This window comes from Halomicrococcus pelagicus (assembly GCF_051917725.1).
In the GTDB taxonomy this organism is placed as follows: domain Archaea; phylum Halobacteriota; class Halobacteria; order Halobacteriales; family Haladaptataceae; genus Halomicrococcus.
Genome location: NZ_JBQBLX010000003.1, coordinates 172,425 through 196,468, shown reverse-complemented (window position 1 = coordinate 196,468; position 24,044 = coordinate 172,425). Strand labels below are relative to the sequence as shown.

Sequence of the window (24,044 nt, the reverse complement as noted above, 5' to 3'; positions counted from 1 at the left end):
TGCGGTCGTCACAGTCACCGCCTGACGCCACCCAGCGAGTTCATAACAAAGGAGGAGACGGGCATTCGTACGGATGCGCCCGACGGCTCGGGCGCGAAGCGTGTCGCAGTCTCGCGGTGGACGCCCGGCGATGCCGGGAGCTCTGGCGGTGGGCTGGCCTCCCGCCACAGTGTCACCAACCTCCCCACGAAAGTTCTCGTCCCGGGCGTCCCCAGAACCCCGCGCTGCCCATTTTCCCTCCCTTCAGTTCAACCCTGGAGGCGGTCACGGACCGCGGGGACTGCGTCCCGCGTTGCGATGAGCGCGACTCTGTCTCCGGCCTCGATACTCGTCGTCGGCAGCGGTATCGTCATCCGTTCGCCCGCCCGGCCGTGCGCGTAGATGCGGGCGTCGCGCGGGAGGTCCACCGCCACGACGCGTTCGTCGACGACCGGCGAGTCGTCGGGCACCCGCAGCGTGGTCAACTGGAGCTGTTCGGTCAGGTCGGCGATGACGTTGAAGTCACCGCCGAGGAGGGCGGTCTTCGCTCCGGCCGCGCCCAGCCGCTCCGGGTAGACGACCTCGTCCACGTCGTCGGCGAACTTGTGGTAGATGTCCGCACGGTAGTCCTCGTCGATGCGCATCACGGTCCGGCAGCCGTGATGCTTGCCGATCATGCACGCGGCGAAGTTGACGTTCAGGTCGCCCGTCAGTCCCGCGATGGCGTCGGCCGATTCGAGCCCCGTATGCGCCAGGGAGTCCTCGCTCGACCCGTCTCCCTCGACGACCGAGAACCCCTCTTTCCGGGCCTTCTCGGCCGCCGTCTCGCGGTTCTCGACGAGCACTACCTCGTGGCCTTCCTCCCGGAGCACTCGCGCGGTCCGGAGACCGACGCGTCCAGCACCCACGATAACAAATCTCATAGCCGTTCAATCGTGAAGCCGGGACAAAAGCGTTGGTGTCGCTCAGTTCGCCGATACGACGACGCTCGCCGTGTCGGTGTTTCCGCCCCCGTCCGTGACGGTGAGCGTCACCTCCAGACGTCCGCACTCCGGCACGGTCACGACGATGGATTCGCCGCGCTTCTCGTCGCCGCTCGCCTCCCAGACGAACTCGGGGTCGGTTCCGGACGAACAGCCGGCGTGGAGTTCGACGGCGTCGCCCGCGTCGAGGCCGCAGGCATCGAGCGACGGGTCCGTTTCGATGCAGGCGCTCACCGGTTCGTCCTCGGGGCGGTCGCTCTCGCCGAAGCGACGTTCGGCGGGTGGTCGCTCCTCGCTCCCGGCGAAGACGTGGAGGTTGCCGTACGCGGTGTAGACGTCGTTCGTCGACGCTGTCGGCGGGACGGTGGCGGCGTAGAGCCGCCCCTCCGCCACGACCGGGGTCTCCGCGGCCATCCCGCCGTGGTCCACGACTTCGAGTCCGTCGTCGTCGAGCACGTACCCCCACCGGCGTTCGCCGGACGCCGCGTCGAGCGCGACGACGACCGGCCGCTCCGCCGCGTCGCCGGCGTCGCGTGCCCCTTGCCCGCCGACGTAGAGCGTCCCGTCGGCGGCCGTCGCGCTGGACGCGTGGGTCACCTGTAGCTCCCTGGTCCACGCGGGCGCGCCCGTCTCGGCGTCGAGCGCGGTCACGGTCCCGTCCGTCGACGCGAAGACCCGGCCGTCGGCGACCGTCAGCCGGTTGTAGTACCGACCCTCGCCGCTCGCGCGTTCCCACTGGACCGACCCGTCGCTCGCCGACCGCGCCAGGACGACGTCGGCGTCGTCACGCCGGACGGTGCCGAACACCAGTCCGTCGGCGACGGTCTGCAGCACCGCGTGGCTGGACCGCCAGTCCGCCTCCTCGGAGACCTCCCACCGAAGGGAGCCGTCGTCGGCGTTCAGCGCGGTTCCCTCGCCGTAGAAGACGGTCCCGTCGGCGTAGAACGGGGTGCCGCCGCTCTCGTCCCGGCCCCAGAGCGTCTCGCCCGTCTCGGCGTCGAACGCTCTCGCAGCGGGTCCCCCGCGCGCGTAGCTGTCCGATATCGACGCGTAGATCCGCCCGTCGGCGACGACCGGCGTCTCCCACGCCGAGCTGTCCGTGCGGCTCCACGTCGTCTCGCCGGTCGCGGCGTCGAGGGCGAACAGTCCCGATTTCCCGCTCGTCCGCGAAACCCTCGTGGCGACGTAGACCGTGTCGTCGACGACGGTGGGCGGGTTCGGTTTCCCGAAGTTGCCCCGCTTCCACTTCGTTTCGCCCGTCTCGGCGTCGACTGCGGCGACGTAGCCCGTGCTCCGCTCGAGCCAACTGGCGTCCGTCGTGACCGCGAGATACAGCGTCCCGTCGGCGACGACCGGTTGGGACTCGTTGAACGCCATCGACCCGTCGAGGTCTGTGCGCCAGCCGGTCGTCGCGAACGGCACCGGGCCGCTGTCGCCCGCCGCGCCTGCGTGGCGCGGCCCCGACCGGAAGGTGGTCCAGCCGTCCCGGCGCGTGCGGTCGTCACCGTCTTCTTCTGCGATAGCGATACTGCCGAGGCTCGTCGCGCCCGCGACGGTCCCGACCGTTTTCAGGAACACCCGTCTGTCATTTGATGGCATGCACCACCACTTTCCGACGGGGGTGTATTTCTTATGCATCCGTTAATCTAATCCGCGTTCGATTATATATAATATATTTACACTCTAAATCGCATTCGATATGTGCGTTAAGATATATTATGGCTGAACCGGCGTCCGTCACTGACGGCCCAGTATCGTCGCTCTCGAGCCGGTTGTCTATCCGCGGGCGCCGATACCCCGGGTAAATGTGCTCTGTGCTACACCGTTTCCGGTCTCTTTCAGCAGTATTGGGGTAAACTCATCACCCTGCGGTAACAGAGGTTGGGACATGAGATCGAAGGCGTCCCGGACGACCCAGGCGTCCCGGACCTCGCAAGCGTCGCCGACGGTGCAACGGCTAGCCGACGGACTCGCGGCGGGGGCGTTCGTCCTGCTTTTCGTCGCGTTCGTCGTCCTGCGGGCGAACGGCGGACCGGAGTGGTACTCGGCCGGCTATCTGAACCTGTTCTATCTCACTGCTGGGGGACTGGCGTTCGTGTCGGTCGCGGTCAGGGAGGTAGACGACCCCTTCTGGTGGGGGTCGACCCACCTCCTGGTCGGCGGTCTGGCGGCCATCTTCATCGGTCGCCAGATGGACACCTACGTCCCGCCGGAGGCGCGCACCTTCCACGTCGCCGCCATCTTCGTCGTGTACGCGGCCTACCCCTTCACGCTCCCCGGTTCGCTGCGGTTCGCTCGCGACCGCTGGCCGTTCGTCGGAGCGTTCGCCACCCTCCTCGGCGTCTACTGTTATCACCTGGTACACGAACCGGCCGGCTCCGCCCAGGCCGCGGCCGTCGTGTTCATCGGTCTCGTCTTCGCTGCGAACCTCTTCCTGTTTCCGCGGGTCGTGCCGCGAGACGTCTTCCTGTGGACGCTCGCGGGCACCGCCACCGTCGTCGTCGCCATCGGCACACTCGCGTATCCGCTGGGCGAGTACACCATCGCCTCGTTCGAGGTCGGTCTCTACCCCGCGACGTTCAGCCTGCCGCTTATCGGCGAGTTCTATTCGATGCAGTCCGTGTTCGCCAATCCCAACTCCGTCGGCATCGTCGGGTTCCCGGGCGTGATTGCGGCGTTCGTGCTCGTGCATCGGCAGTTCGTTCAGGAGCGCGCGATTCCGATGCTGGCCGCGCTTGGACTGCTCAGCGTGAACGGCTTCGGCATCCTGCTCTCGTGGAGTCGGGCGGCCTGGCTCGCGTCGGCCATCGGCGTCGGACTGTACCTCTCGGTCGTCGTCCTCGGGCGACGGTCGGTCCCGTACGTCGTCGCGGCGTGCGGCGGACTGACGCTGCTCTTCGTCCTCGGCGTCTACTCCCCAGTTCTCCCCGTTACCACGAACGGCAGGGGCGCGCTGTGGCGTGCGGCGTTCGAAGCGGCGCTGTCCGCGCCGAGCACGCTGTTCGGACACGGACTGGAGAACACCCACGAACTGACCGCGCAGTTCCTGGAGATAGAGCGTCACAGGGGCAAGAGTCCGCACAACTCCTACCTGCAGTTGTTCATCCGCACGGGCGTCGTCGGTCTCCTCTCGTTCCTCACGCTGACTATCGGGGCGGTCGTCGACGGTGCGAGGCGTGCCGAGGAGGTTGACCTCGCGGCGTTGGCGCTCGGCAGCGCGTTCGTCGTCCACTACCTGTTCGAGTCGTACCAGATATTCAACATCGCCATCGGATCGCTCATCTCCGCGCTGGCGTTCGGCTACCTGCTGGCGAGCGGGGAGTGAATCACTGCTCTACGCGCGGGTCGAGCAGCGGTTCGACGACGTCCTGGAACGCGGTGGCCAGGACGCCGGCGAACGCGATGACCATCGTCGTTCCGAGGATGAGCGGCATATCTCGCTTCCTGACCGCGCGATAGCCCATGAAGCCCAGCCCCTCGATGTGGAAGACGTACTCCAGGACGTAGACGTGGAGGACGAGGACGCTGATGAGGTCCGTGACGAACAGGGTGACCAGGGGGAGCGCGGCGTTCCGGAGGACGTGTCGGCCGAGCGCCGCGTCGCTCGCGCCCTTCGCCCGCAGGGTCTTCACGAAGTCGGCGTTGACGTACTCCAGCGACTCCGCGCGGGCGTACCGTACCCACCCGGCGAACAGACTCGTCGCGAGGACGACGGCCGGCATCGTGTACATCGTGAACCGGACGCCGGCGAACGCGACGACGTGGGGGGCGAGGAGGAACCTGAGCCACCCGGCGTACTCGACGACGACGACCGGCAGTACCACCGCGAGCCAGAAGTTCGGCAGGCCGAGGCCGACGTACGCCGCGGCGGTTCCGGCGCGTTCGACGACGCCGCCGTCGCCGACCGCCGTGGCGACTCCGAAGAGGACGCCGGGAACGGTGGCGAGGACGACCCCCGGGACGACGTAGCCGAGCGTCGCCGGGACGGCCCGGGCGAGGACGTCCATCACCGGCTCCTCCGCGACGAACGACCGACCCCAGTCGAGCGTCGAGATGTCGACCAGCCAGCGGGCGTACCGCTGGAGCACCGGGTCGTCGAGGTTGTGCGCCTCCCTGTAGGCGTCGACCGCCTGCTTGGCCGCCTCCTGCCCCTCCGAGGTGGCCGCTCCCCACGAGACAAGCCCGAGGTTGGGGTCCGGCGTGAGCGCCACGAACAGGAACGCCAGCGTCATCACGAGGTAGATGCCGACGACGGCGAACGCGAGTCGGTAGACGAGAAGCCGTCGATAGCTCACGGGCGACCCCTCCCGGGTCGGGCGACAGAGCGGACGCGGGCGGCCGAACGGGGGTCAAGGCGGTCGGAGACGCCGGGGCGGCCGAGGGTGGAAACGCTGGTGAACATCCCTGTCACCGTATTCTTCGCCGCACTTATGATAAACGTTTTTCACGACGGGCCGAGACCGCTCCGTATCGATGGCCACCGGGTCCGCCGACGAACAGTTCGAGCGCATCGACTGGGAGTCGCTGGACGGCGGGCGGCGCGGGTTCGCGACCCGGACGAAGGTCTTTCTCGCCGGGACCGGACTGCTCGCCGTCCTCTTCGCGTACGACCTCCTCGTCCTCACGCGTCAGGACGAGATATTCGGCCGACTGGACCCCGAACGCATCACCTGGCTGTTCGTCCTCTCGCTACTCGCGTTCGCCTGTTTCGTCGTCGTACCGCTGGTGACCGACCGAAAGCGCACCCGCCGGTACTGGCGTCGCCTCCGGTCGAACAACGCGGCCGTCGCCAGCCTCCTCTACCTCGTCTGCTTCCTGCTCGTGGGCACGTTCGGTCCGCTGGCGTTCGCCCCCGACATCGAGTTCTCCCACGCATCACAGCCGCCGCTCCTGTTCTCCGTCGACTCACTGTACCCCCTGTACTGCCTCGGAGAGATATCGAACGGGCTCTGTCACGGGACGTTGCGCTACCCGCTCGGCACGAACGCCGACGGCAAGGGGGTCCTCCGGCTCATCGTCGCAGGCTTCCGGGTGAGCCTCGTCGTCGCCCTGGTCACGTCGATGCTCCTCGTGCCGCTGGCGACCGGCGTCGGACTGCTGGCCGGCTACCGCGGCGGCTGGACGGACAGGCTCCTGATGGGATACGTCGACGTCCAGCAGACCGTCCCCTCGTTCGTCGTCTATCTCGTCCTGATATTCCTCTTTCACACGAGCCTCTTCCTGGTCGTGCTCGTCTTCGGGCTGACGAGTTGGGGGAGCGCGGCGCGACTCGTCCGGAGTGAGGTGATTCAGCGCCGCGAGGAGCCGTACGTCGTCGCCGCGCGCAACGCGGGCGCGAGCGACTTCCACGTCATCCGCCACCACATCCTGCCGAACGTCTCGAGCACCGTCGTCACCGCCGTCACGCGCCAGATTCCCACCTTGCTGCTGGCGGAGGCAGCCATCGCCTACATGGAACTCAACGACATCATGATTCAGTCGTTCGGCGAGACCATCGCCTACGGCCTCCGCGGCGACTGGCAGACCGTCTGGTGGCCCGTCGTCTTCCCCGTCGCCGCGTTCTCGCTGACCGTCGTCGCGTTCAGCGTGTTCGGCGACGCGCTCCGGGACGTGCTCGACCCCCGCGGGGACGTGTAGCGGCGAATTCCGGTCAGATGGCGGAACCAATAACTCAGCTACGAAGGAGTGATCCACAAATTCCAATATGGGACAGTCGGCCGAGTGAGTCCACAACCGCCCCCGAAAACGGAGTGAGATTCCTAATCGTCGTCACGGCCGCCCCGGCGTCGCACGGCCTTCTTCTGCATTGAGCGCGGTTCGACGGTCGTTCATAATCGGCTCTCGGGACCGCAAGAAGACTGTGTGGTGTGTTTGAGAACGGAGTAAGGTGCGAGACGGAGAGCAAATGAGATTGCTGGGTGGATTCGCAAGTGGTGTCTATGAGCGGGGGGCGGTTGCGTCTGGTGGTTTTTGCTGTCAGCGTGTACACCGGGAGTGAAGCACCTTCCAGCACTGAAATCGCTAGACGGAACCCGATTATGAAGATTGACGCCCAGGGTACTCCGGGGGTAATTCCAGCAGTGGTACTCAACAGTAGGCTACCATATGGCACCGAGACGCCGTCTCTCCACTGATACCAGCGGTTTCACCCCCGTCATCCCCCTTCAATCTCGTTTTCCTAGTTCCCCTTCCACTCTCTCTTCACAGTCTACTTGCGGACGTTTGAGCCGATTATGAACCCGGTTCGACGCCTCGAAACCGGGGGAGAACTTTCATAATCGGTTCTCGTCCTGCGATTCCGATCATGAACAGCGCCAGCATCGAGCCGACTGTCGGAGGCGGCCTGCCCGGCCGCGTAATGCAGCAGACACTCTCCGGCTATGCCTTCTGTGAAGCAGTGCCCGGGTCCGCGACAGGACGAGCGCGTCACCCATCCAATCTGCGTCGACTGTGCCGTCCAGGAGCATCTCAATCCCGACAAGCGTGATCACCATGCCTGCGATGGGTGTGGACTGGTTGTCGACACGCTCACCGCACTCACACGGTTTCGGGTCGAACTCGGACATCTCTAGGGCCCGTTGCAGCTGTGTCCGCTGTAGTCCCGGTGGGGCGGCACCATACTGGCCGTGAAATCTCGACGAGCATCTCGTTCGTGACGCCACGCCGCAGTAGCCACCGACCAACCCGTCCCAACACGTCTCCTGCCCTGGTGTGTCCTCGCCGCTCGCACCCACTACACGGTCGACGATCCCTACGAGCGAGGCGACACGCCCGAATCGCGGCCGACGTTCGGCCTTAACGATGGTGAAATCGACGGCATCGTTCTCGTGAACACTCTAGATGTCGACGGGTTTCTGACCGACGAGTTCGGCGGGACGAATTTCGCGCTCATCCATGCGGTCCTGCAGGGCTCGCGCATCGTCCCGACACCGCGACTGCTCTGTGATTACGCCCGCAACGACCACATGACCCACGAGGAGGCACGAACACTCATCGTGACGATTAGCCCGCATCGGAGGTGGGAGAACAGCCCCTATGTCGCGCAATTGCTGGCGCTCCTAGAGTGAACCACCTCGGGGTCACGTGGTTCGAGACGCCGACGGCGTCTTGTCATCACGAGAGACCTTCGCTCTCTCGAACGACCCCGAGGCACTCGGCCTGCTCCGCCTGAGACGCTCTCAAACCCGTTCTCTGACCATACCCGTCTTGCTACGGCAACAGCCCCGACGACCATGTGACTGAATCACACTGCCTCCATATATTGAAAGCGGCAGTGGTACTCGGTATGGAGTGCCCGGCGTGTGGCGGGCCCGTCACGATGGACGTGGGGCCGGACCAGTCGCTCTCAGCATCAGTGGCGGATGCACTGCTCGCCTCCGACGAAGACGATTCAACTCAACCGCGCGGTCGTCATCCTCCGGAGTGACGATTGTCACCAACAACTCATAACCACGATGTAACCAAAGTACAACAAGCCTAGGCCGGGATTTGAACCCGGGCTCTCGTCCTTACCAAGGACGCGCTTTACCGCTAAGCTACCCAGGCACCTGTCCGCTGGAACGCATTCTTCCGTACACGCGAACCGTCTTTAGGCGTTTCGATTCGGGTCAGGGATCGGTGACCGAAGAGGACCGTCGCTCCTCGATGCCGCCGGCGTGGCTGCGGGAGAGCTTCGCCAGCGTCTCCTCGGCGTCGTCGGGAAGCGGACCGAGCGCGTCGGCGTCCGAGAGCGCCGACGTCGACCCGTTCCCGACCACCGACGCCGCGAGTTCGGCGGCGTACTCGCCCGCCTTCGCCGGGGCGTCGGCGCCCGCGACGGTCGTCCCGGCGACGATGGCGAGTTCGAACACGTCGGTCTCCAGCGCGCGGTCGTCCGCCGTCGGCGTGGTCTGGTCGCGACCGAACGACTGGACGGTCTCGACGGCCTTGTCGGCGGCCTCGGTGCGCGCGAGGATGTAGAATCCCCGGGCGACCATCACGTCGGCCGCGAGGATGGCGACGTCGCTCTCCGTGTGGGGTCCCTCTCCGGTCCACGGCTCGTCGGCCCCGAGCGAGCGCGTGAGCCGGAGTCCCTCGTAGATCAGCTGGACGCCGGCGGCACGAGTCCGGACGCCACTCGTCGCCCCCGTCGCTCCGTCGACCGCGCGAGCGCTCAGCAGCGCGAGCACGCCCGGGGTCATCGCCGACGATTCGAGCAACTCGTCGATGTGTTCGCGGAGATGGTCCGGCGTAATGTCCCGGACTGCCTCGCGCGCTGCCCCGCGAGCCCGGACGGCCTCTTGCATCGTCGGTGGGTTACGACGGAACTGCCAAAGACCTTTGGAAACCGACCCCAACTACGGCACATGATTCACGTCGCCGACGGCCCGAACCTCCGCACCGTCACCCTCTCGCGCCCCGAGCGCCGCAACGCGCTCACCCGCGACGGCCTCGACGACCTCGCCGACGCCGTCGCCGGGGCCGACCGGCCCGTCGTCCACCTGCGGGGCGAGGGGTCGGCGTTCTGCGCCGGTGCCGACCTCGACGCGGTCGCGGACCTCGACCGCGAGTCGGCGGTGGCGTTCGCCGAGCGCGGACAGCGCACCGCGGACGCCATCGAGGACGCCGATAGCGTCGTCGTCGCCGGAATCGACGGCGCTGCCCGCGGTGGCGGCGTCGAACTCGCGCTCGCCTGCGACGTCCGCGTCGCGACGCCGGCGGCCACGTTCGCCGAACCGGGCGTGAAGCTCGGTATCTTCGGCGCGTGGGGCGGCACCGCGCGACTGCCCGACGTCGTTGGCCGCGGTGACGCGCTCGACCTCGCGCTCTCGGGGCGAACCGTCGACGCCGAACGAGCACGTCGGATGGGACTCGTCTCGCGAGTCGTCGACGACCCGGTCGCGGTCGCCCGGGAGATCGCCGACAACGACCCCGCCGCTCTCCGGGTGGTCAAAGAGCGCGTTCGGGACGACGACGCCGTCGACGCACAGGCCGCCCGCGAGGCCGACGCGTTCGGCGACCTCGTCGCGGAGAACGGACCGGCCATCGCGGCGCGTCGCGAGCGGTGAACTACTGCAGCGGTTCGGGCGACGCCGGGACGCTGCGCTTGTGCTCGCTCCGCTCGTACATCGCCCGGATTCGTCGGACGTCGTCCTCGCTCGCGCTCTCGACCTGCCTGGCGGTCGCGGTCACCGACAGCGGGCCGTCGACGTGGAGCGCGAGGACGGCGTCGAGCGTGTCGTAGTCCATGCCGAGTTCACCTTCGTCGGTCTGGCCCGCCCAGAGACCGGCGGTCGGCTCCTTCTCCGCGAGGTCCTCGGCCACTCCGACGTGTTTCGCGAGCTGGCGGACCTGCTGCTTGTAGAGGTTGCCGATGGGGTGGCAGTCGACCGCTCCGTCGCCGTACTTCGTGAAGTAGCCCACCGCCGCTTCCGTGCGGTTGCCCGTCCCGATTACCAGCGCACCCTCGTGGTTCGCGACGAGGTAGTTCAACACCCCCCGGGTCCGGGCGCGAGCGTTCCCGACCGCCAGCCTGTCGCTTTGCGCCTCCGGATAGGCGTCCAGGAACCGGTCGACGATGGGGTTTATCTCGAACACGTCGTAGGTGATTCCGAGTTCCTGGGCGACGCGCTCGGCGTCGCTCATGTTCTCCTCGCTGCTGACCGCGCCGGGCATCACCAGCCCGTGGAGGTTCTCCTCACCTAACGCCTCGACGGTCAGGTAGGCAGTCAGCGTGCTATCGATGCCGCCCGAAAGCCCCAGGACCGCTCCGTCGACTCCCGCCTCCTCGACTTTCTCGCGGACGAACGCAGTGACGTGTTCCCTGTGGCGTTCCAGTTCCGCCTCCGACAGCGTCAGGTCGACCATGGACGACAGTACGGACGACGACGACTAAAGCTTCCCCGCCCGCGATATTTCTGGACGAACGGTCAAACGCTACGTTGAAGTGACGTCGGAATGAACGTCCAGACGCGACAGTCGTGCCGTGGTCCGACGATACCGTTCGTCTGCCCGCCCGGCACGACCTCACGCGCCGGCGGTGAGCGAATCCGACGGATTTGCGAGCCTCGGCGTGAACGAAGCGAGCGCCGGTGTCCTCACGACCGGTAACGAGTGAGGAATCGGGGCGAGCGAACGAACGTGAGCGAGCGCCGGTGGTCTAGTGGTAGGACATGAGCTTCCCAAGCTCATAGCCCGGGTTCAATTCCCGGCCGGCGCACTTTTTCGGACCGTTACGTCACAGGGCGCCGTCCCCGCGACGTATCGAGCGAAAAGGAACTGGCTCGCGGGAGTCACCCGGACGTCGAACCACCGGTCGTTCCGGTGGTCTCACCGCCGGACGCCGTGCGAGTCGTTCCGTCGGTCGTTTCGTTCACCGCCGTTTCACTCACGGTCGTCGTTTCAGCGGTGGTGGCGGTCGCCGTAGCCGTGGTGGTCGCCGCGGTCGTGGTAACCGTCCCGTTCCCTTCCGTCGTGACTCCCGTCGAGCTATCGTCGGTCGTCGTTCCGTCCTCGACGGAGACGGGACCGGCGTCGATGGTTTCGGAGTCCGACAGCACGCTCCCGGTGACGCCGACGTTGGCGATTCCGAGTGCGAACAGTGCGACCAGCGCGAGCGCGACGACGGTACGTAGCGAGTTCACGGGTTGCCCTCCGGGGTTTCGGTAGCGTCGCTTCCGGCGTCGCCGAACGCGGCTCTCGCGAGCGAGTACGCCTCGCTGACGACGAGCAGCGCCGAGGGGACGATGACCAGCGAGACGAGCCCCAGCTTCGACTGGGCGAACAGCAGGAAGTGGCCGACGTACGGGAGGGTGAACCAGACCCGACCCACCAGGTCGTCGGCCGGGACCGGTCTCGCGTCCGGATCCTCGTTGGCGTCGCCTTTCGTCCGGAAGACCGGTTCGCCACCGCGGTGGTTCACCGCCACGACGCGATGGGTGGTGCGCTCCGGGCGGGCGTCCGACGCACGCTCGAAGGTGATGACGTCCCCCTTCTCGATGGATTCGGCGGGCACGTCCCGAACGACGACGACGTCTCCCGAGTGTATCGCCGGACTCATGCTCCCCGACAGGACGACGTAGCTTTCGCTCGCGCCGACGACCTGCGGGAACGCGACGACGGCGGTCAGCAGGACGCCGGCACAGAGCAGCGCCAGAGCGCCGACGCGGGCGATTCGCTTCGCGTCCACCGATTCCGAGAGCCGCCGGAGACTGGACGAGAGACCGCCCCCGCTCATACTGGCGGACTACCCTCCCCGCCGAGGCGGTACTGCTCGTCGTGGTGCCGGTGTGCGAGCGCGGACGCGACGAACAGTCCGGTGACGACGAAGCCCCAGGTGATGCCCGGCAACAGGTCGAACGGGAAGACCCCGAGTCCCGCGACCGTCACGAGCACCGCCGACAGCACCCCGAGGCCGAGATAGTAACTGCTCCACGGTATCTCGTCGTGGGGGACGATGTCGAGGTACACTTCGAGTTTCGTGGCGTCCTCGGTGAGCCGGGCCTCGCCGGCACTAGGGTCGAACTCGACCACCCCCTTGTCGTCCATCTTCGGCAGGTGCGACTGTCGGAGCGCCGTGTAGACGCGCATCCGCTGCTCGTAGGTGACCTCCTCGAACGGGACGTCGTTCTCCCAGGCGGCGATTCGCTTCGAAAGCTCGTGCAGCGAGACGTCGTCGTCGCGCTGCAGGAGGTAGTGCACGACGTGTCGCCGCCGGCGGCAGCTCAACATCTTGAAGGCGACGTCCTGCGTGAGGTCGTCCGAGTCGTCCGAGTCGTCCCCGTCGAGCGGCGCGGTCTTCGACGACGATCTGGCGGTCGCGCTCATCATTCGTGCGAGTCGTCCGTTCTTGTTCCGTATTCGTGTTCTCCAATCATGTGACACACCCGACAATCACTGCAATCGTGGTCAAGATAGTTATACAGGTTATAAATAGTGAATTATAATATATTTTATAGTCTCCGGCGGGGATTGGAGTGAAATATCACAGGCGAATCTACCGGTACAGAACGTGTATATCGGCCGAAATCGCGGAATCGCTTTCTCGGACGACGATATACGAGGTGTATCACCGCCCGAGACGCTCCGTATCGGTCCACTGTGTGAACAATGCACACGACTGATACGATACGTATGGTCGCCTGATGCGGTCCGTATCGGACCGCGAGGGGTCGTCTATCGGACCACCTTCGAGCGTATATATACCGGGGTGTCCGTGCAACGAGGAATCGCATCCTCGGCCGGGTGAGACGCCATTCGGGCGGCGACGCGGTCGAGGGCAGGTGACCAACCATGTCGGACGACAAACTCGACCTGACGCGACGCAAAGCACTGCTCGGACTCGGCGGTATCGGTGCCGGAGCCGCTCTCGGCGGCGCAGGCACGATGGCGTATTTCAACGACAAGGAGAAGAGTGCAGGCAACACGGTTACTGCCGGGAAGCTCGACCTGAAGATCGACTGGTGGCAGAAGTATCACCAGGGGATAGCTGGCCGCGACTCGAGCAGAAGGCGGCTGACGGACAACCCCGGTCCCATCTTCGAGATTAGCGACGCAAAGCCCGGTGACTGGGGTTGTGGTCTCATCAGCCTCCACGTGTTCCACAATCCCGCGTACGTGTGGGCTGGCTGTGATCTCAAGAAGAACGCCGAAAACGGCGTGAACGAACCGGAGAGCAAGGCCGAGGGCGAAGACGACCCCAAGGGTCGCGACAGCGGCACCAAGTGGAGCGGCGAACTCGCGGAGAACATCAAGGTCGCGCTGCTCCGGTTCCCCCTCATCCGTGGCGAACACCAGGCAGCAAATCAAGACGAGTACAAGCACGAAATCCACCCTGCGGAGAGTCCGAGGTATCCCGGCGACCGGAACCTGGAGTCGGTCAATCCGGGCAACCTGATTCTCAAGACGACGCTCAAGGACCTCTGCAAGAACAAACTCCACGGTGGGTACCTTCTCGACGGTAAGACAAACAAAGGTAAGGATGGCAAGTGCTTCCGCAACTCCAGCACCTACTTCTACGGGTTCTGCTGGTGGATTCCGAAGAGCGTCGGCAACGAGATTCAGTCGGACAGGGTGAAGTTCGCCCTCAAGTTCGGTGCCGTCCAGTGTCGCCACCTCGACACTCCATCTGAGTACAACCCGTTCGCTAACGACGACAGCTAGAGTTCGAACTCCTCTCGCGCTTTTCGACCCGCGTCGGCGCGACGGGGGTTCGACTCCTCCGGCGGGTCTTCCCCACTCGGGGATATCGAAACATGACTGACGACAAGTTCGACCTGTCACGACGGAAACTGCTCGGAGCGTTCGGAGCCATGGGTACCGGTGCCGCACTCGGTGGTGCGGGTACGATGGCGTACTTCAACGACAAGGAGAAGAGCACAGGAAACACGTTCACCGCCGGCGAACTGGACCTGGAAATCGACTGGGTAGAGCACTACAACGGAGAGAAGATAGAAGACCAGGACCTCACCAGTAATCCCGGTCCCATCTTCGACCTCGGCGACGTGAAGCCGGGCGACTACGGCGAGGCGACCATCAGCCTCCACGTCTTCGACAATCCGGCCTTCGTCCACATGGCGGGCGAACTCACGTCGAACGCCGAGAACGGCGTGAACGAACCGGAGAGCAAGGCCGAGGAGGAAGACGACCCCAAGGGCCCCGACAGCGGCGACGACTGGAGCGGCGAACTCGCCGACGAGATCCTCGTCGACGTGTGGTACGACGGGACGGAGGAGGACCCCGACGGCGGCAACAACGTGTTCGACGAGGGCGAACTCCCCATCGCCAGCGGGACCCTCCGGGACGTGATGGCGCAACTCGAAGACGGCCGACTGCTCAGAGATCAGACCTCGGACGGCGACGGCGGTGGTGGCGGCAACGGTGGCGAGTGTCTGACGAGCGACGAGTGGAAGATAGACAAGACGCCGGCAGTCGGCGACACGGCCGGTCCGAACGGCGAGGTCGAGATTACCGCCGTGGAGCGTGAAGCCGGAGAGGTCGTCGGCGTCGAGTGGGAGAGCAGTACCGATATCTGCCTCGTGGCGGTGAAGGGTGGTCCCTCGACCGCTACCTACGAGTACGACTGCGCTACGTCTGGGGGCATCGACTACGCTCCGAAGAACACCGGCAATGAGAACCGGACGTACTACGAGATCAGCAACGTCCAGTTCTACTGCTGCGAGGACGGCGACGGCGGTAACGGCGACGGCGACGACTGCTGGCCCAACTCGACGACCCAGTACATCGGGTTCTCGTGGGAACTGCCGAAGGAGGTCGGTAACGAGGTCCAGAGCGACTCCGTCTCCTTCGACCTGAAGTTCCACGCCCAGCAGTGCCGACACAAGGACGAACCGAGGAATCCCTTCGACGGGAACGCCTGAACGCACCTCCGTACTCACAGCTTTTTCCGCGAAACCGTCGACCGGTCGGCCCGGTCCGCGTCGTTCCGGCTACCGTCGAGTGAAACGAACTCGACAGGTTCGATATCGAACGGCCGCGTCACTTTTTTACGTGGAGAAACGAGTGAACGTGAAGTGAGCAGTCGGATGAAATTCCATGTGTGAAGAATCGATGCGAGTGCTGTACGTCGCCAGCGATCCGGACGTCGCGGAGTCGCTCGAACGGCGGCGTTCGTCTCTCTCCGTGGAGATCGCGTGTTCGGCCGAACGAGCGCGCGAGCGGTTCGCGGACGAGTCGTTCGACTGCGTCGTCAGTCGGCTGGAACTGCCCGACGCGGACGGTCTCCCGTTTCTCTCGTCGATTGCCGACGCTCCCGTGGACGTGCTGGCGGTGCTCTACACGCCCCGGTACGACTCCGACCTCGTCGCCCGGACGTACGAGGCCGGCGTCGAGTACGTCCACGACGCCGACGACGAGTCGGTGGACGTTCTCGACCGGTTTCTCGCCAACCTCCCGTCGGTCCGGACCGAAAGCGTTCCCGAACGGTCCGAACGTCCCTCGGAGGGGGGTGAGACCGCCACGGACCGAATCGACTGGTCCGTGGACGACAACGCCTGGAACGACGCGGAGTCCAGGGAGCCGAGCCACCACCTCGCCGCCCTGGCCGCGACGACCCCGGACGCCATCCTGACCATCGACACCGACAGCGTCGTCCAGTTCGCCAACCCGGCCATCGAGAACGTTCTGGGGTACGCTCCGGAGGACATCGTCGGTCGGCCGCTGATGACGGTGATGAGCGACGACCTGGCCGAGCGCCACCGGCAGGGGTTCCAGCGGTACCTCGACACGGACGAGCGCCACCTCGACTGGGACGGCGTCGAGCTGCCCGGCCAGCACGCGGACGGGCACGAGGTGTCGCTCAGCGTTTCGTTCAGCGAGTACGTCGACGACGGCGAACGCCTGTTCACCGGCGTTCTCCGCGACGTCACCGAGCGTAAACGCCGCGAGCAGCAACTCGCGCGACTCAACGAACTCGCGCAGGCCCTCGCGACGGCGGAGACGACGCAGGTTGTCTGTGACCTCGCTGTCGAGGCTGCCAACGAGGTGCTCGATCTACCCATCGCCCGCATCGAACTGTACGACGAGACGACTGGACGCCTCACTCCGGTCGCGGAGACGTCCGGCGTCGCCCAGCTGGTCGGCGACGGTTCGCTGTTCGCGTCGGAGCGCGACGTGCTGTGGGAGGTGTACGCCACCCAGGAGGAGAGAATCCTGGACGACATGCTCGCCGAAGCGGACATCCCGGAGGAGGAGACGTCGCTTCGGAGCGCCATCGTCCTCCCCATCGGAACGGACGGCGTGTTCGTCAGCGGCGCGACGGAGCGGGACGCGTTCACCGAGGCGGAGACGGTGCTGGCACAGATATTCGTCGCGAACGTCGGGGCGGCCCTGGACCGGGTGGAGCGCGAACGGACGCTCCGCGAGCGCACGGCCGAACTGGAGACGCAGGCCGAGACGCTGGCGCGCGTCAACCGAATCAACAGCGTCATACGGGAGATAACCCGGTCGCTGACCCAGGCGTCGACCCGCGAGGAGATAGAACAGACGATCTGCACCCAGCTCGCGAACGCCGAACCGTACCGGTTCGCGTGGATCGGCGAGCAGGCGACCGTCGGCGGGGAGATAGTCCCGAAGGCGTCGGCGGGCGTCGAGCGCGGCTACCTGGACGAGATAACCGTCACGTTCGACGAGAGCCCGACCGGGCAGGGACCGGCCGGGCGCGCGGCGCGCACGCACGAACCCCAGGTCCAGAACAACCTCGACGCCGACCCGCCGTTCGAGCCGTGGCGGACCGAGGCGCTCCGGCGCGGCTACCGCGCGAGCATCTCCGTCCCGTTAGTGTACAAGGACACGCTCTACGGCGTGCTGAATCTCTACGCCGGCCAGTCGGATGTCTTCGACGACGTCGAGGTCGCCGTGCTGCGGGAACTCGGCGAGATGATAGGATACGCCGTCAACGCGGTCGAGCGCAAGAAAGCGCTCGTCAGCGACTCCGCCGTCGAGCTACGGTTTAGCATCGCCGACATGAACGTGACGGCGCTCCAGTTCGCCCGGCAGACCGACAGTCGGTTCGAGTTCGAGGCGCTCGTCGAGCAGGCCGACGGGTCGCTTCGCGCGTTCTTCACCGTCTCCGGCGCGTCGTTCGAGGAGACCGAACGCTTCGCCCGCGACACGTCGGTCGTCCACGACCTGAACCTCATCGCCGACCGCGACGGCGATCTCTTCTTCGAGGCGACCATCAGCGAGTCGAGCTTCCTGACGTCGGTGATGGAGTACGGCGCACATCCGACGGAACTGATCGCGACGCCCGAGGGTGGCGAGTTGACGGTCGAACTCCCGCAGAACGGCGACGTGAAGGCGTTCCTGGAGATGTTTCTCGACACGTACGAGGGAGCCGAACTCCTCGCGCGCCGCGAACTCGACCGCCCGATCCAGACGGAAGAGGAGTTCAAGGCGGTCTACGAGAAGCGGCTCACCCAGCGCGAGACCGAGGTGCTCCGGACCGCGTACTTCGCCGGCTTCTTCGAGTGGCCTCGCGAGAGCTCCGGCAGCGACGTCGCCGACATCCTCGGCGTGTCACAGCCGACGGTGAACCGTCACGTCCGGAGCGGCGAGCGCAAACTGTTCGAACTCGTCTTCGAGGGCGACTGAGCGCCGGGTCGACCGACCTGCGGGCCACCGCGTGACCGCGAGACCTGCGACTCGGCAGGAGGGAGGGGACGTCGGCGTGGACGCCTCTCAGTCGTCGAAGCAGCGCTCGAACGCCGCGTCGTCGCGTATCGCCAGTAGCTCCGCGGTTTCGCGCTCTCCGAACGTCATCGGTCGCCGCCACCACGGTCCCTTCCCGGAGTCGCTCGACAGGTCGGTCACCACGCGGTTCGCCGCCGTCCCCCGGTCGGGACGACTGAGCGGGACCGCCGTCTCGTACAGCGCCGACCCGTCGTCGTCTCCCAGCAGGAGCACGGCGGCGTCGAACGGCTCGCGCTTGACGTGGGCGTTGTTCCGGAAGGGGCGGCGCTCGTCCGCGGACAGCGCCGCGAACGCCTCGCCGTCGAGGGGGTCGCGCGCCAGCCGGAACTGCCCGACGAGGTACGCCCCCCAGTCGTCGGCGACCCAGTCTCGCCGGTCGTCGTCGGCCCCGCTCGTCGTGAGCGTCGCGTAGAAGAAGACGTAGTCGCCCGCGGCGAGGTCGAGGAGGGGTCGCGCCTTCACGCCGAAGGGGTCGCCGTAGGTGTAGCGCTCACAGCAGGGGTACTCGGCGAACTCCGGGTCGAGGTGGACGGGGCGCTCGCTCGCGCCGTCCGGCAGGTCGACGTCGAGGTCCAGGTCGGCGTACGTCGGCACCGGTTCGCCGGTGGGCTCGGACTCGGGGATGGGAACGTACTCGAATCGCCCGTCGGGGTAGACGGGACCGCGAACTCCGGGTTCGTTCGTGTTGGCGGCGACGTTCAGCGCGACGGCGCGGGGCATGTCGAGTCGTCGGTTCCCGGACGGCAAAAGTGCTCGCCACTCGATTCGGTGCAGTCGCTCCCGGCGGTCCGGACGCCGCCACGTCCCGGTTCCCCGTCACCACACGCCCAGCGGTTCGACGCAGTCGCGGCAGTAGGTGTACTCCGCCCCGTTCGCCGTACCGCAGTGGGGGCAGTGGCGCACCTCGGCGTCGTCGTCCGCGTCGGCTGTCGCGTCGTCTTCGGCGAGTTCGTCCAGCATACGCTCGTTCCGCATGTCGTCCGGTGCGGACTGTTCGGCACCCGGCGGCGTCGAGTGCAGCAGGGGTGCGTCGTCGTCGCTCCGTAGGTACCGGTAGATGAGCAACTGCAGTACCGAAAAGAGCGCGACGTACAGCACGATCCATCCCCAGACGTTCATGCCGTATGGTAGCATACGGCTCCGAACTACTTGGTAGCTTCGCTGACGGGGACGAAGTCGAACTCTCGCCCCGTACAGACGGTGAGGCGGTGGATTCGTGAGAACCGTGTGACCGCTCGCCCGCTGGCGCGCGCGAACGGCGCGAACGCCGCTCGGCCGTGGATTCGACATTCTTTTGCACGCGCCTCGGGCACTGTCAGCCATGACTGAAGACGAGTTCGGGCCGCTGTTCGCCGTCTCGCCGCTCGACGGACGGTACGCCGGTCGGACCGCGCCCCTGCGCGAGTACGCCAGCGAGGCGGCGCTCATGCGTGCCCGCGTGCGAGTCGAAACCGAGTATCTCGTCGCGCTCGCCGACCTCGACGCGACGCCGCTGGAACTCGACGACGACGAGCGCCGGACGCTCAAGAGCCTGTACGAGGAGTTCGACGCGGAGGACGCCCGGGTCGTCAAGGCGCTGGAGACGGAGGGGTACGCGGGCTACCAGGCGACGAACCACGACGTGAAGGCCGTCGAGTACTTCCTCCGTCACGCGCTGCCCGACGACCTGGACCGCGTCTCGCCGTGGATTCACTTCGGGTTGACCAGCGAGGACGTGAACAACCTCGCACACCGACTGCTCGTCGGCCCCGCCGTCGAGTCGGTCCTGCTGCCCGAACTCGCCGCGGTCCGGGACGAACTCGCCGCGATGGCCCGCGAACACCGCGACCTGCCGATGCTCGCGCGCACCCACGGTCAGCCGGCGACCCCGACCACGTTCGGCAAGGAGATGGCCGTCTACGCCGCGCGAATCGGCCGCGCGACGGGACGCGTCGAGCGCGCCGTCGACGGACTGTCCGGAAAGCTCGCGGGCGCGAGCGGCACCTACGCGGCCCACGTCGCCGCCTATCCCGACGTGGACTGGCGGACGTTCTCCCGCGAGTTCGTCGAGGGGCTCGGACTGGAGCACGCGCCGCTCGCCACGCAGGTCAACCCCTGCGACGACCTCGCGGAACTGTTCGACGCGCTCCGGGGGGTCAACGACGTGTTGCTCGACCTGGACCGGGACATGTGGCTCTACGTCAGCGACCGCTACCTCGGCCAGGAGGCGACCGAGGGCGAGACGGGGTCGTCGACGATGCCGCACAAGGTCAATCCCATCGACTTCGAGAACAGCGAGGGCAACTGCTCGAAGGCCAACTCCGACCTGGTCTTTCTCGCCGACTACGTCACCACCTCGCGCCTCCAGCGCGACCTCTCGGACTCGACGGTCAAGCGCAACGTCGGCGCGGCCCTGTCGTACTGCCTGCTCGGCTACCTGAAGGCCCAGGACGGCCTCTCGAAGGTGGTCCCCAACGAGCAGGTCATGCGGGAGGAACTGGAGGCGACGCCGGAGATAATCGGCGAGGCGGTCCAGACCATCCTCCGTCGCGAGGGTCACGAGGACGCCTACGAACGCGTGAAAGATCTCACGCGCGGCGAGCGCGTCACCCTGGCCGACTTCCGCGACCTCTTCGACGACCTCGACGTGGACGCGGACACCCGGGAGGAACTCCGGGCGCTCACCCCCGCGGGATACACCGGACTCGCCGACGAACTCGTCGACGAACTCGACGGGTAGCGCCGCGTTCGCGGCGACGTCCCGGGCCGGCGTCCGTCTTCGCGGCGGGACGAGAGGCGAGCGCGGTCACCGATAGAGGTCGCGCTCGCCGTAGACGTACCAGAGGACGATTCCGCCGACGAGGATGCCGAGGACGGCGCTCACGCTCCCGACGACGAGACGGACCACGTCGAGCAGGACGTCCAGCGAGAAGACGACCATCGTCACCGTCCACCCCCACGACCGGAGCGTCCAGAGGCCGTAGACCACCAGCAACTGGACGACCGAGAGGACGACGCCGACCGCACCGACGACGAGACCCGCCCCGCCCATCGCCGCCAGGCCGAGACCGGCGAGGAGGCCGTACAGCCCGCTCAATCCCACGAGAACGCAGATGACCTTGATACCGGTGGGGGCCGTCTCCCGGTCCGCTCCGTGCGACGACTGGCTGGTCTCCATACGGACACGTTCGCCCCCGTCCGGATAAGTGCCGCGCACGGACGCCCACGGCGGAATCGCCGGGGGCGAACCCTTTATCCGGGAGCCACCCTTCTCCCCGGAACGACCGAACCGTAATGACCGAGACGGAACCCGAGACGCCGACGACCGAACAGCGCCCCGACGCCGCGGGCGAGTCGGACGCCGAGGAGCCCGCCACCCCCAGCGACGCGTTCTCGGTCCTCGGCAACGAGGTCAGGATGGCCGCGCTACGCGCGCTGGCGGACGCGGACGGCCCGCTCACCTTCTCCGAGTTGTTCGAGGCGACCTCCGCCGAGAAGACGGCCGGGTTCGCCTACCACCTGCGGCAGTTGACCGGTCGCTTCTGCCGGAAGACCGACGACGAGGAGTACGTCCTCACCTACGCCGGCCGCGAGGTGACGCGGGCCATCCGGGCCGGCACGTACACCGACAGCGTCGACGTCGACCCCATCCCGGTCGAGGACCCCTGTCCGTTCTGCGGCGAACGCGCCCTCGAAGCGACGGGAACGGACAACTACGTCGCTATCGCCTGCCGGGCCTGCGAGCGCCCGACGCTCTCGCTGCCGTTCCCGCCCGGGGGCCACCGCGGTCACGCCCGCGAGAACCTGCTCTCGGCGTTCGACCGCCACCACCGCCACCGCCTCGCGCTGCTCGCCGACGGCGTCTGCCCGGAGTGTAGCGCGCCGGCGGAGGCGCGCGTCGAGTACCGCGACGGTGAGGAACTGCCGGACGAGCGACCGCAGGTGGCGTTCGACTGCGAGCGCTGTGGCTGTCGACTGCGCTCGCCCGTCACGCTGGCCGTGCTCGAACACCCCGCCGTCGTCGCGTTCTACCACCGCCACGGCGTCGACGTGCGCGACCGCCCGCTGTGGAACGTCGGCGAGGAGTGGCGCGAGCAGGTCGTCTCCGAGGAGCCGTGGTGCGTCCGCGTCTCGACGGAACTCGACGGCGACGTGCTGGCGCTGTTCGTCGCCGAGGACCTGACGGTCGTGGAGACGCGCGAGTCGACGACGGCGGCGTCCTGACCTCCCTACGAGGCGGACGCGTCGAGCAGACCCAGCGCGTCGAGCCGAGACCGGCGCTCGTCGTCGTCGAGTTCACCGTACTCGGGTGCGACGGTCGCGACGCTGACCGTCTCGGGCGCGACCCCTTCCTCGTCCTGGCGCGATTCCGCGAGCGCCTCCAGCGCCAGGTCCACGCCCTGCTCGACCGAGAGGCCGTCGTCGTAGTTCGCTTCGAGGAACTCCCGGACGTCCCCCTCGTTCGCGCCGATGGCGGTCGCCCGCCACTCGCGGGGCGTCCCGGAGGGGTCCGTCTCGAAGAGACGGGGTTCGTCGTCCATCCCACCCACCAGCAGCGCCGCGCCGAACGGACGCGCGCCGCCCTGCTGGGTGTACTCCTGGACGTGGTCGGTCAGCGCCTTGGTGAACGGCTCGACGCCCATCGCCTCGCCGTACCGCAGGCGGTCGCCCTGTGCGCGCCGCCGCCCGAAGTCGACGAGTCGCCTGGCGTCGGCGACGTGCCCCGCGCTGGCGAGGCCGACGTGGTCGTCGACCTCGTGGAGCTTCTCGACGCTCTCGGCTTCGAGGAGGGGCGACCGCAGTCGGCGACTCGCCGCGAGCACGACGCCGTCCTCGGCCCGGACGCCGACGCTCGCGCTGCCGCGCCGGACCGCCTCGCGGGCGTACTCGACCTGGTAGAGGCGACCGTCGGGCGAGAAGATGTTCGTCCCGCGGTCGTAGGCCTGCTGGTCGCGGTTCCCGTTCATGCCGCCACCTCCGTCAGCTCTGCCGGGTCGTCGTACGTCTCCATCTCGACGCCCTCGTCCGTTATCTCGGCGAGCGTGAGGCCGTTGCCGCTGGCGGTGTCGCGCTCGGTGGCGGCGTCGACCGCTCGCGCGGCGGCGACGCGGGCGGCCTCGCGCGAGAGCCCCGTCTCGGCCTGCGTCTCGCACTCGCGTTCGAGCACGCCGTAGGCCAGTTGCATCCCGCTACCGCTGGCGACGTAGTCGGCTTCGAGCACGCCACCGCCCGCGTCGAGGTCGTAGACGTGCGGTCCCGCGGCGTCCACCCCGGCGAGGATGGGCTGTGCGGCCCGGTACGGCCCCTCCCGGAGGCGGTTGCCGGCGAGGGTCGCCAGGGCGTCCATCGTCGGCGGGTCGCCGCGCCGACTGCCGTAGAGGCTCGCCTCCGACCGCAGCGTCCGGACGAACGCCTGGAGGTCGCCGACCGACCCCGCGATGGTCAGCGCCGCGGTCGGGTGGACCTGCGCTATCTTCTCCACGTCCTTGTTCGAGACGAAGCGTCCGCCGCCGACGCTCGCGCGCCGGTCGGCCGCCGCGACGACGGCGTCGCCGGCCGCCAGCGCGACGGTGGTCGTTCCGGTCTTGGTCACCGAGTCGTCCGTGTCGTGCATGGACGTACGGAGGGGCCAACGACGGAAAAGTGTTAGCTAAAATATATTTTAGCTGTAATTGAGGGCGCTAAGTCCCCGTCCTCAACGAGCAACGCAGGGCGAAGCCCGAGTAGCGCAGTAGGACGGGATACAGCGCCGTCATTGTCTGCTCGTACACTGTTCTGTTGCAGGCCTACAGGCCCACGCAGTCGCAACGTTCTTGTGCATAGAGTATATACTATGCATACGGTGAAACGGACCACAATTACGCTCCGAGAGGACCAACACGAGTGGATTCAGGAACACCACCTGAATCTCTCATC

General features: G+C 67.0%; 22 protein-coding genes, 2 tRNA genes and 2 pseudogenes. 12 read left to right on the top strand and 14 right to left on the bottom strand.

Features of this window, described 5'->3' with window-relative positions:
- Positions 1-248: 248 nt before the first annotated feature.
- The gene (locus tag ACTF4R_RS10230; protein WP_433625070.1) at positions 249-902 is read right to left on the bottom strand and encodes a potassium channel family protein; all 654 of its coding nucleotides are present in this window, start codon (positions 900-902) and stop codon (positions 249-251) included.
- A 42-nt stretch (positions 903-944) separates the two neighbouring features.
- Positions 945-2,561, bottom strand: coding sequence for an outer membrane protein assembly factor BamB family protein (locus ACTF4R_RS10225; RefSeq protein WP_440007739.1), 1,617 nt, complete (start codon positions 2,559-2,561; stop codon positions 945-947).
- Positions 2,562-2,850: 289 nt separating this feature from the next.
- Here ACTF4R_RS10225 and ACTF4R_RS10220 point away from each other — a divergent pair, with 289 nt between their 5' ends.
- Positions 2,851-4,287: an O-antigen ligase family protein gene (locus ACTF4R_RS10220; RefSeq protein ID WP_440007738.1), complete on the top strand. Its 1,437-nt coding sequence runs from the start codon at positions 2,851-2,853 to the stop codon at positions 4,285-4,287.
- Position 4,288: 1 nt separating this feature from the next.
- On the opposite strand, the gene ACTF4R_RS10215 is transcribed toward ACTF4R_RS10220, so the two are convergent.
- Positions 4,289-5,257 (bottom strand): ABC transporter permease, encoded by a 969-nt coding sequence (locus ACTF4R_RS10215; RefSeq protein WP_440007737.1) that lies wholly within the window; start codon positions 5,255-5,257, stop codon positions 4,289-4,291.
- A 178-nt stretch (positions 5,258-5,435) separates the two neighbouring features.
- Between ACTF4R_RS10215 and ACTF4R_RS10210 the strand changes: the two genes are divergently transcribed.
- The 4 genes and pseudogenes from ACTF4R_RS10210 to ACTF4R_RS21175 all read left to right on the top strand — a co-directional run bounded on the left by ACTF4R_RS10210 (position 5,436) and on the right by ACTF4R_RS21175 (position 8,388).
- On the top strand, positions 5,436-6,599 hold the full coding sequence (locus tag ACTF4R_RS10210) for an ABC transporter permease (RefSeq protein WP_440007736.1): 1,164 nt from the start codon (positions 5,436-5,438) through the stop codon (positions 6,597-6,599).
- 721 nt (positions 6,600-7,320) lie between these two features.
- Positions 7,321-7,592 (top strand): annotated as a pseudogene (locus ACTF4R_RS10205) (DUF7558 family protein).
- An 83-nt stretch (positions 7,593-7,675) separates the two neighbouring features.
- A pseudogene (locus ACTF4R_RS10200) lies at positions 7,676-8,029 on the top strand (hypothetical protein); the annotation flags it as partial.
- Positions 8,030-8,247: 218 nt separating this feature from the next.
- The gene (locus ACTF4R_RS21175; RefSeq protein ID WP_473965265.1) at positions 8,248-8,388 is read left to right on the top strand and encodes a DUF8105 family protein; all 141 of its coding nucleotides are present in this window, start codon (positions 8,248-8,250) and stop codon (positions 8,386-8,388) included.
- Between the two features lie 47 nt (positions 8,389-8,435).
- Here ACTF4R_RS21175 and ACTF4R_RS10195 read toward each other — a convergent pair.
- Together ACTF4R_RS10195 and ACTF4R_RS10190 are read right to left on the bottom strand one after the other, a co-directional pair.
- Positions 8,436-8,507: transfer RNA gene (locus ACTF4R_RS10195), tRNA-Thr, on the bottom strand.
- Between the two features lie 62 nt (positions 8,508-8,569).
- On the bottom strand, positions 8,570-9,247 hold the full coding sequence (locus ACTF4R_RS10190; RefSeq protein WP_440007735.1) for a DUF7114 family protein: 678 nt from the start codon (positions 9,245-9,247) through the stop codon (positions 8,570-8,572).
- Positions 9,248-9,307: 60 nt separating this feature from the next.
- Between ACTF4R_RS10190 and ACTF4R_RS10185 the strand changes: the two genes are divergently transcribed.
- A complete protein-coding gene (locus ACTF4R_RS10185) occupies positions 9,308-10,009 on the top strand; it encodes an enoyl-CoA hydratase/isomerase family protein (RefSeq protein WP_440007734.1) in 702 nt (233 codons plus the stop codon).
- Between the two features lies 1 nt (position 10,010).
- Here ACTF4R_RS10185 and ACTF4R_RS10180 read toward each other — a convergent pair whose 3' ends face one another.
- Positions 10,011-10,808 carry an NAD+ synthase gene (locus ACTF4R_RS10180; RefSeq protein WP_440007733.1) on the bottom strand — a complete coding sequence of 266 codons (798 nt, stop codon included), beginning with the start codon at positions 10,806-10,808 and terminating at the stop codon, positions 10,011-10,013.
- A gap of 281 nt (positions 10,809-11,089) precedes the next feature.
- On the opposite strand from ACTF4R_RS10180, the gene ACTF4R_RS10175 reads away from it, so the two are divergent.
- Positions 11,090-11,160: transfer RNA gene (locus ACTF4R_RS10175), tRNA-Gly, on the top strand.
- Positions 11,161-11,233: 73 nt separating this feature from the next.
- Here ACTF4R_RS10175 and ACTF4R_RS10170 read toward each other — a convergent pair.
- The 3 genes from ACTF4R_RS10170 to ACTF4R_RS10160 are packed head-to-tail and all read right to left on the bottom strand — an operon-like array spanning position 11,234 to position 12,770.
- The gene (locus ACTF4R_RS10170; protein WP_440007732.1) at positions 11,234-11,584 is read right to left on the bottom strand and encodes a hypothetical protein; all 351 of its coding nucleotides are present in this window, start codon (positions 11,582-11,584) and stop codon (positions 11,234-11,236) included.
- Positions 11,581-12,177: a signal peptidase I gene (locus ACTF4R_RS10165; RefSeq protein ID WP_440007731.1), complete on the bottom strand. Its 597-nt coding sequence runs from the start codon at positions 12,175-12,177 to the stop codon at positions 11,581-11,583. Before ACTF4R_RS10165 ends, ACTF4R_RS10170 begins: the two co-directional genes overlap by 4 nt.
- Positions 12,174-12,770, bottom strand: a complete 597-nt coding sequence (locus tag ACTF4R_RS10160) for a DUF7344 domain-containing protein (RefSeq protein ID WP_440007730.1) — start codon at positions 12,768-12,770, stop codon at positions 12,174-12,176. Before ACTF4R_RS10160 ends, ACTF4R_RS10165 begins: the two co-directional genes overlap by 4 nt.
- A gap of 462 nt (positions 12,771-13,232) precedes the next feature.
- On the opposite strand from ACTF4R_RS10160, the gene ACTF4R_RS10155 reads away from it, so the two are divergent.
- The 3 genes from ACTF4R_RS10155 (at position 13,233) to ACTF4R_RS10145 (ending at position 18,050) form a co-directional block, all read left to right on the top strand.
- The gene (locus ACTF4R_RS10155; RefSeq protein WP_440007729.1) at positions 13,233-14,102 is read left to right on the top strand and encodes a SipW-dependent-type signal peptide-containing protein; all 870 of its coding nucleotides are present in this window, start codon (positions 13,233-13,235) and stop codon (positions 14,100-14,102) included.
- A 92-nt stretch (positions 14,103-14,194) separates the two neighbouring features.
- Positions 14,195-15,319: a TasA family protein gene (locus ACTF4R_RS10150; protein ID WP_440007728.1), complete on the top strand. Its 1,125-nt coding sequence runs from the start codon at positions 14,195-14,197 to the stop codon at positions 15,317-15,319.
- 175 nt (positions 15,320-15,494) lie between these two features.
- Positions 15,495-18,050, top strand: coding sequence for a bacterio-opsin activator domain-containing protein (locus ACTF4R_RS10145; protein ID WP_440007727.1), 2,556 nt, complete (start codon positions 15,495-15,497; stop codon positions 18,048-18,050).
- Between the two features lie 87 nt (positions 18,051-18,137).
- Here the strand turns inward: ACTF4R_RS10145 and ACTF4R_RS10140 are convergent, their stop codons facing one another.
- Complete coding sequence (locus ACTF4R_RS10140; protein WP_440007726.1) at positions 18,138-18,869, bottom strand: Nmad3 family putative nucleotide modification protein; 732 nt, start codon at positions 18,867-18,869, stop codon at positions 18,138-18,140.
- 96 nt (positions 18,870-18,965) lie between these two features.
- Positions 18,966-19,268 carry a DUF7577 domain-containing protein gene (locus tag ACTF4R_RS10135; RefSeq protein WP_113277033.1) on the bottom strand — a complete coding sequence of 101 codons (303 nt, stop codon included), beginning with the start codon at positions 19,266-19,268 and terminating at the stop codon, positions 18,966-18,968.
- Positions 19,269-19,470: 202 nt separating this feature from the next.
- On the opposite strand from ACTF4R_RS10135, the gene purB reads away from it, so the two are divergent.
- Positions 19,471-20,868, top strand: coding sequence for an adenylosuccinate lyase (purB, locus tag ACTF4R_RS10130; RefSeq protein ID WP_440007725.1), 1,398 nt, complete (start codon positions 19,471-19,473; stop codon positions 20,866-20,868).
- 66 nt (positions 20,869-20,934) lie between these two features.
- Here purB and ACTF4R_RS10125 read toward each other — a convergent pair whose 3' ends face one another.
- The gene (locus ACTF4R_RS10125; RefSeq protein WP_440007724.1) at positions 20,935-21,306 is read right to left on the bottom strand and encodes a DUF2127 domain-containing protein; all 372 of its coding nucleotides are present in this window, start codon (positions 21,304-21,306) and stop codon (positions 20,935-20,937) included.
- A gap of 116 nt (positions 21,307-21,422) precedes the next feature.
- On the opposite strand from ACTF4R_RS10125, the gene ACTF4R_RS10120 reads away from it, so the two are divergent.
- Positions 21,423-22,352 carry a DUF7351 domain-containing protein gene (locus ACTF4R_RS10120; protein ID WP_440007723.1) on the top strand — a complete coding sequence of 310 codons (930 nt, stop codon included), beginning with the start codon at positions 21,423-21,425 and terminating at the stop codon, positions 22,350-22,352.
- 5 nt (positions 22,353-22,357) lie between these two features.
- Here ACTF4R_RS10120 and psmA read toward each other — a convergent pair whose 3' ends face one another.
- The gene (gene psmA / locus ACTF4R_RS10115; protein WP_440007722.1) at positions 22,358-23,095 is read right to left on the bottom strand and encodes an archaeal proteasome endopeptidase complex subunit alpha; all 738 of its coding nucleotides are present in this window, start codon (positions 23,093-23,095) and stop codon (positions 22,358-22,360) included.
- The gene (locus tag ACTF4R_RS10110; RefSeq protein ID WP_440007721.1) at positions 23,092-23,742 is read right to left on the bottom strand and encodes an Ntn hydrolase family protein; all 651 of its coding nucleotides are present in this window, start codon (positions 23,740-23,742) and stop codon (positions 23,092-23,094) included. The genes psmA and ACTF4R_RS10110 overlap by 4 nt, the downstream gene beginning before the upstream one ends.
- Positions 23,743-24,044 lie beyond the last annotated feature (302 nt).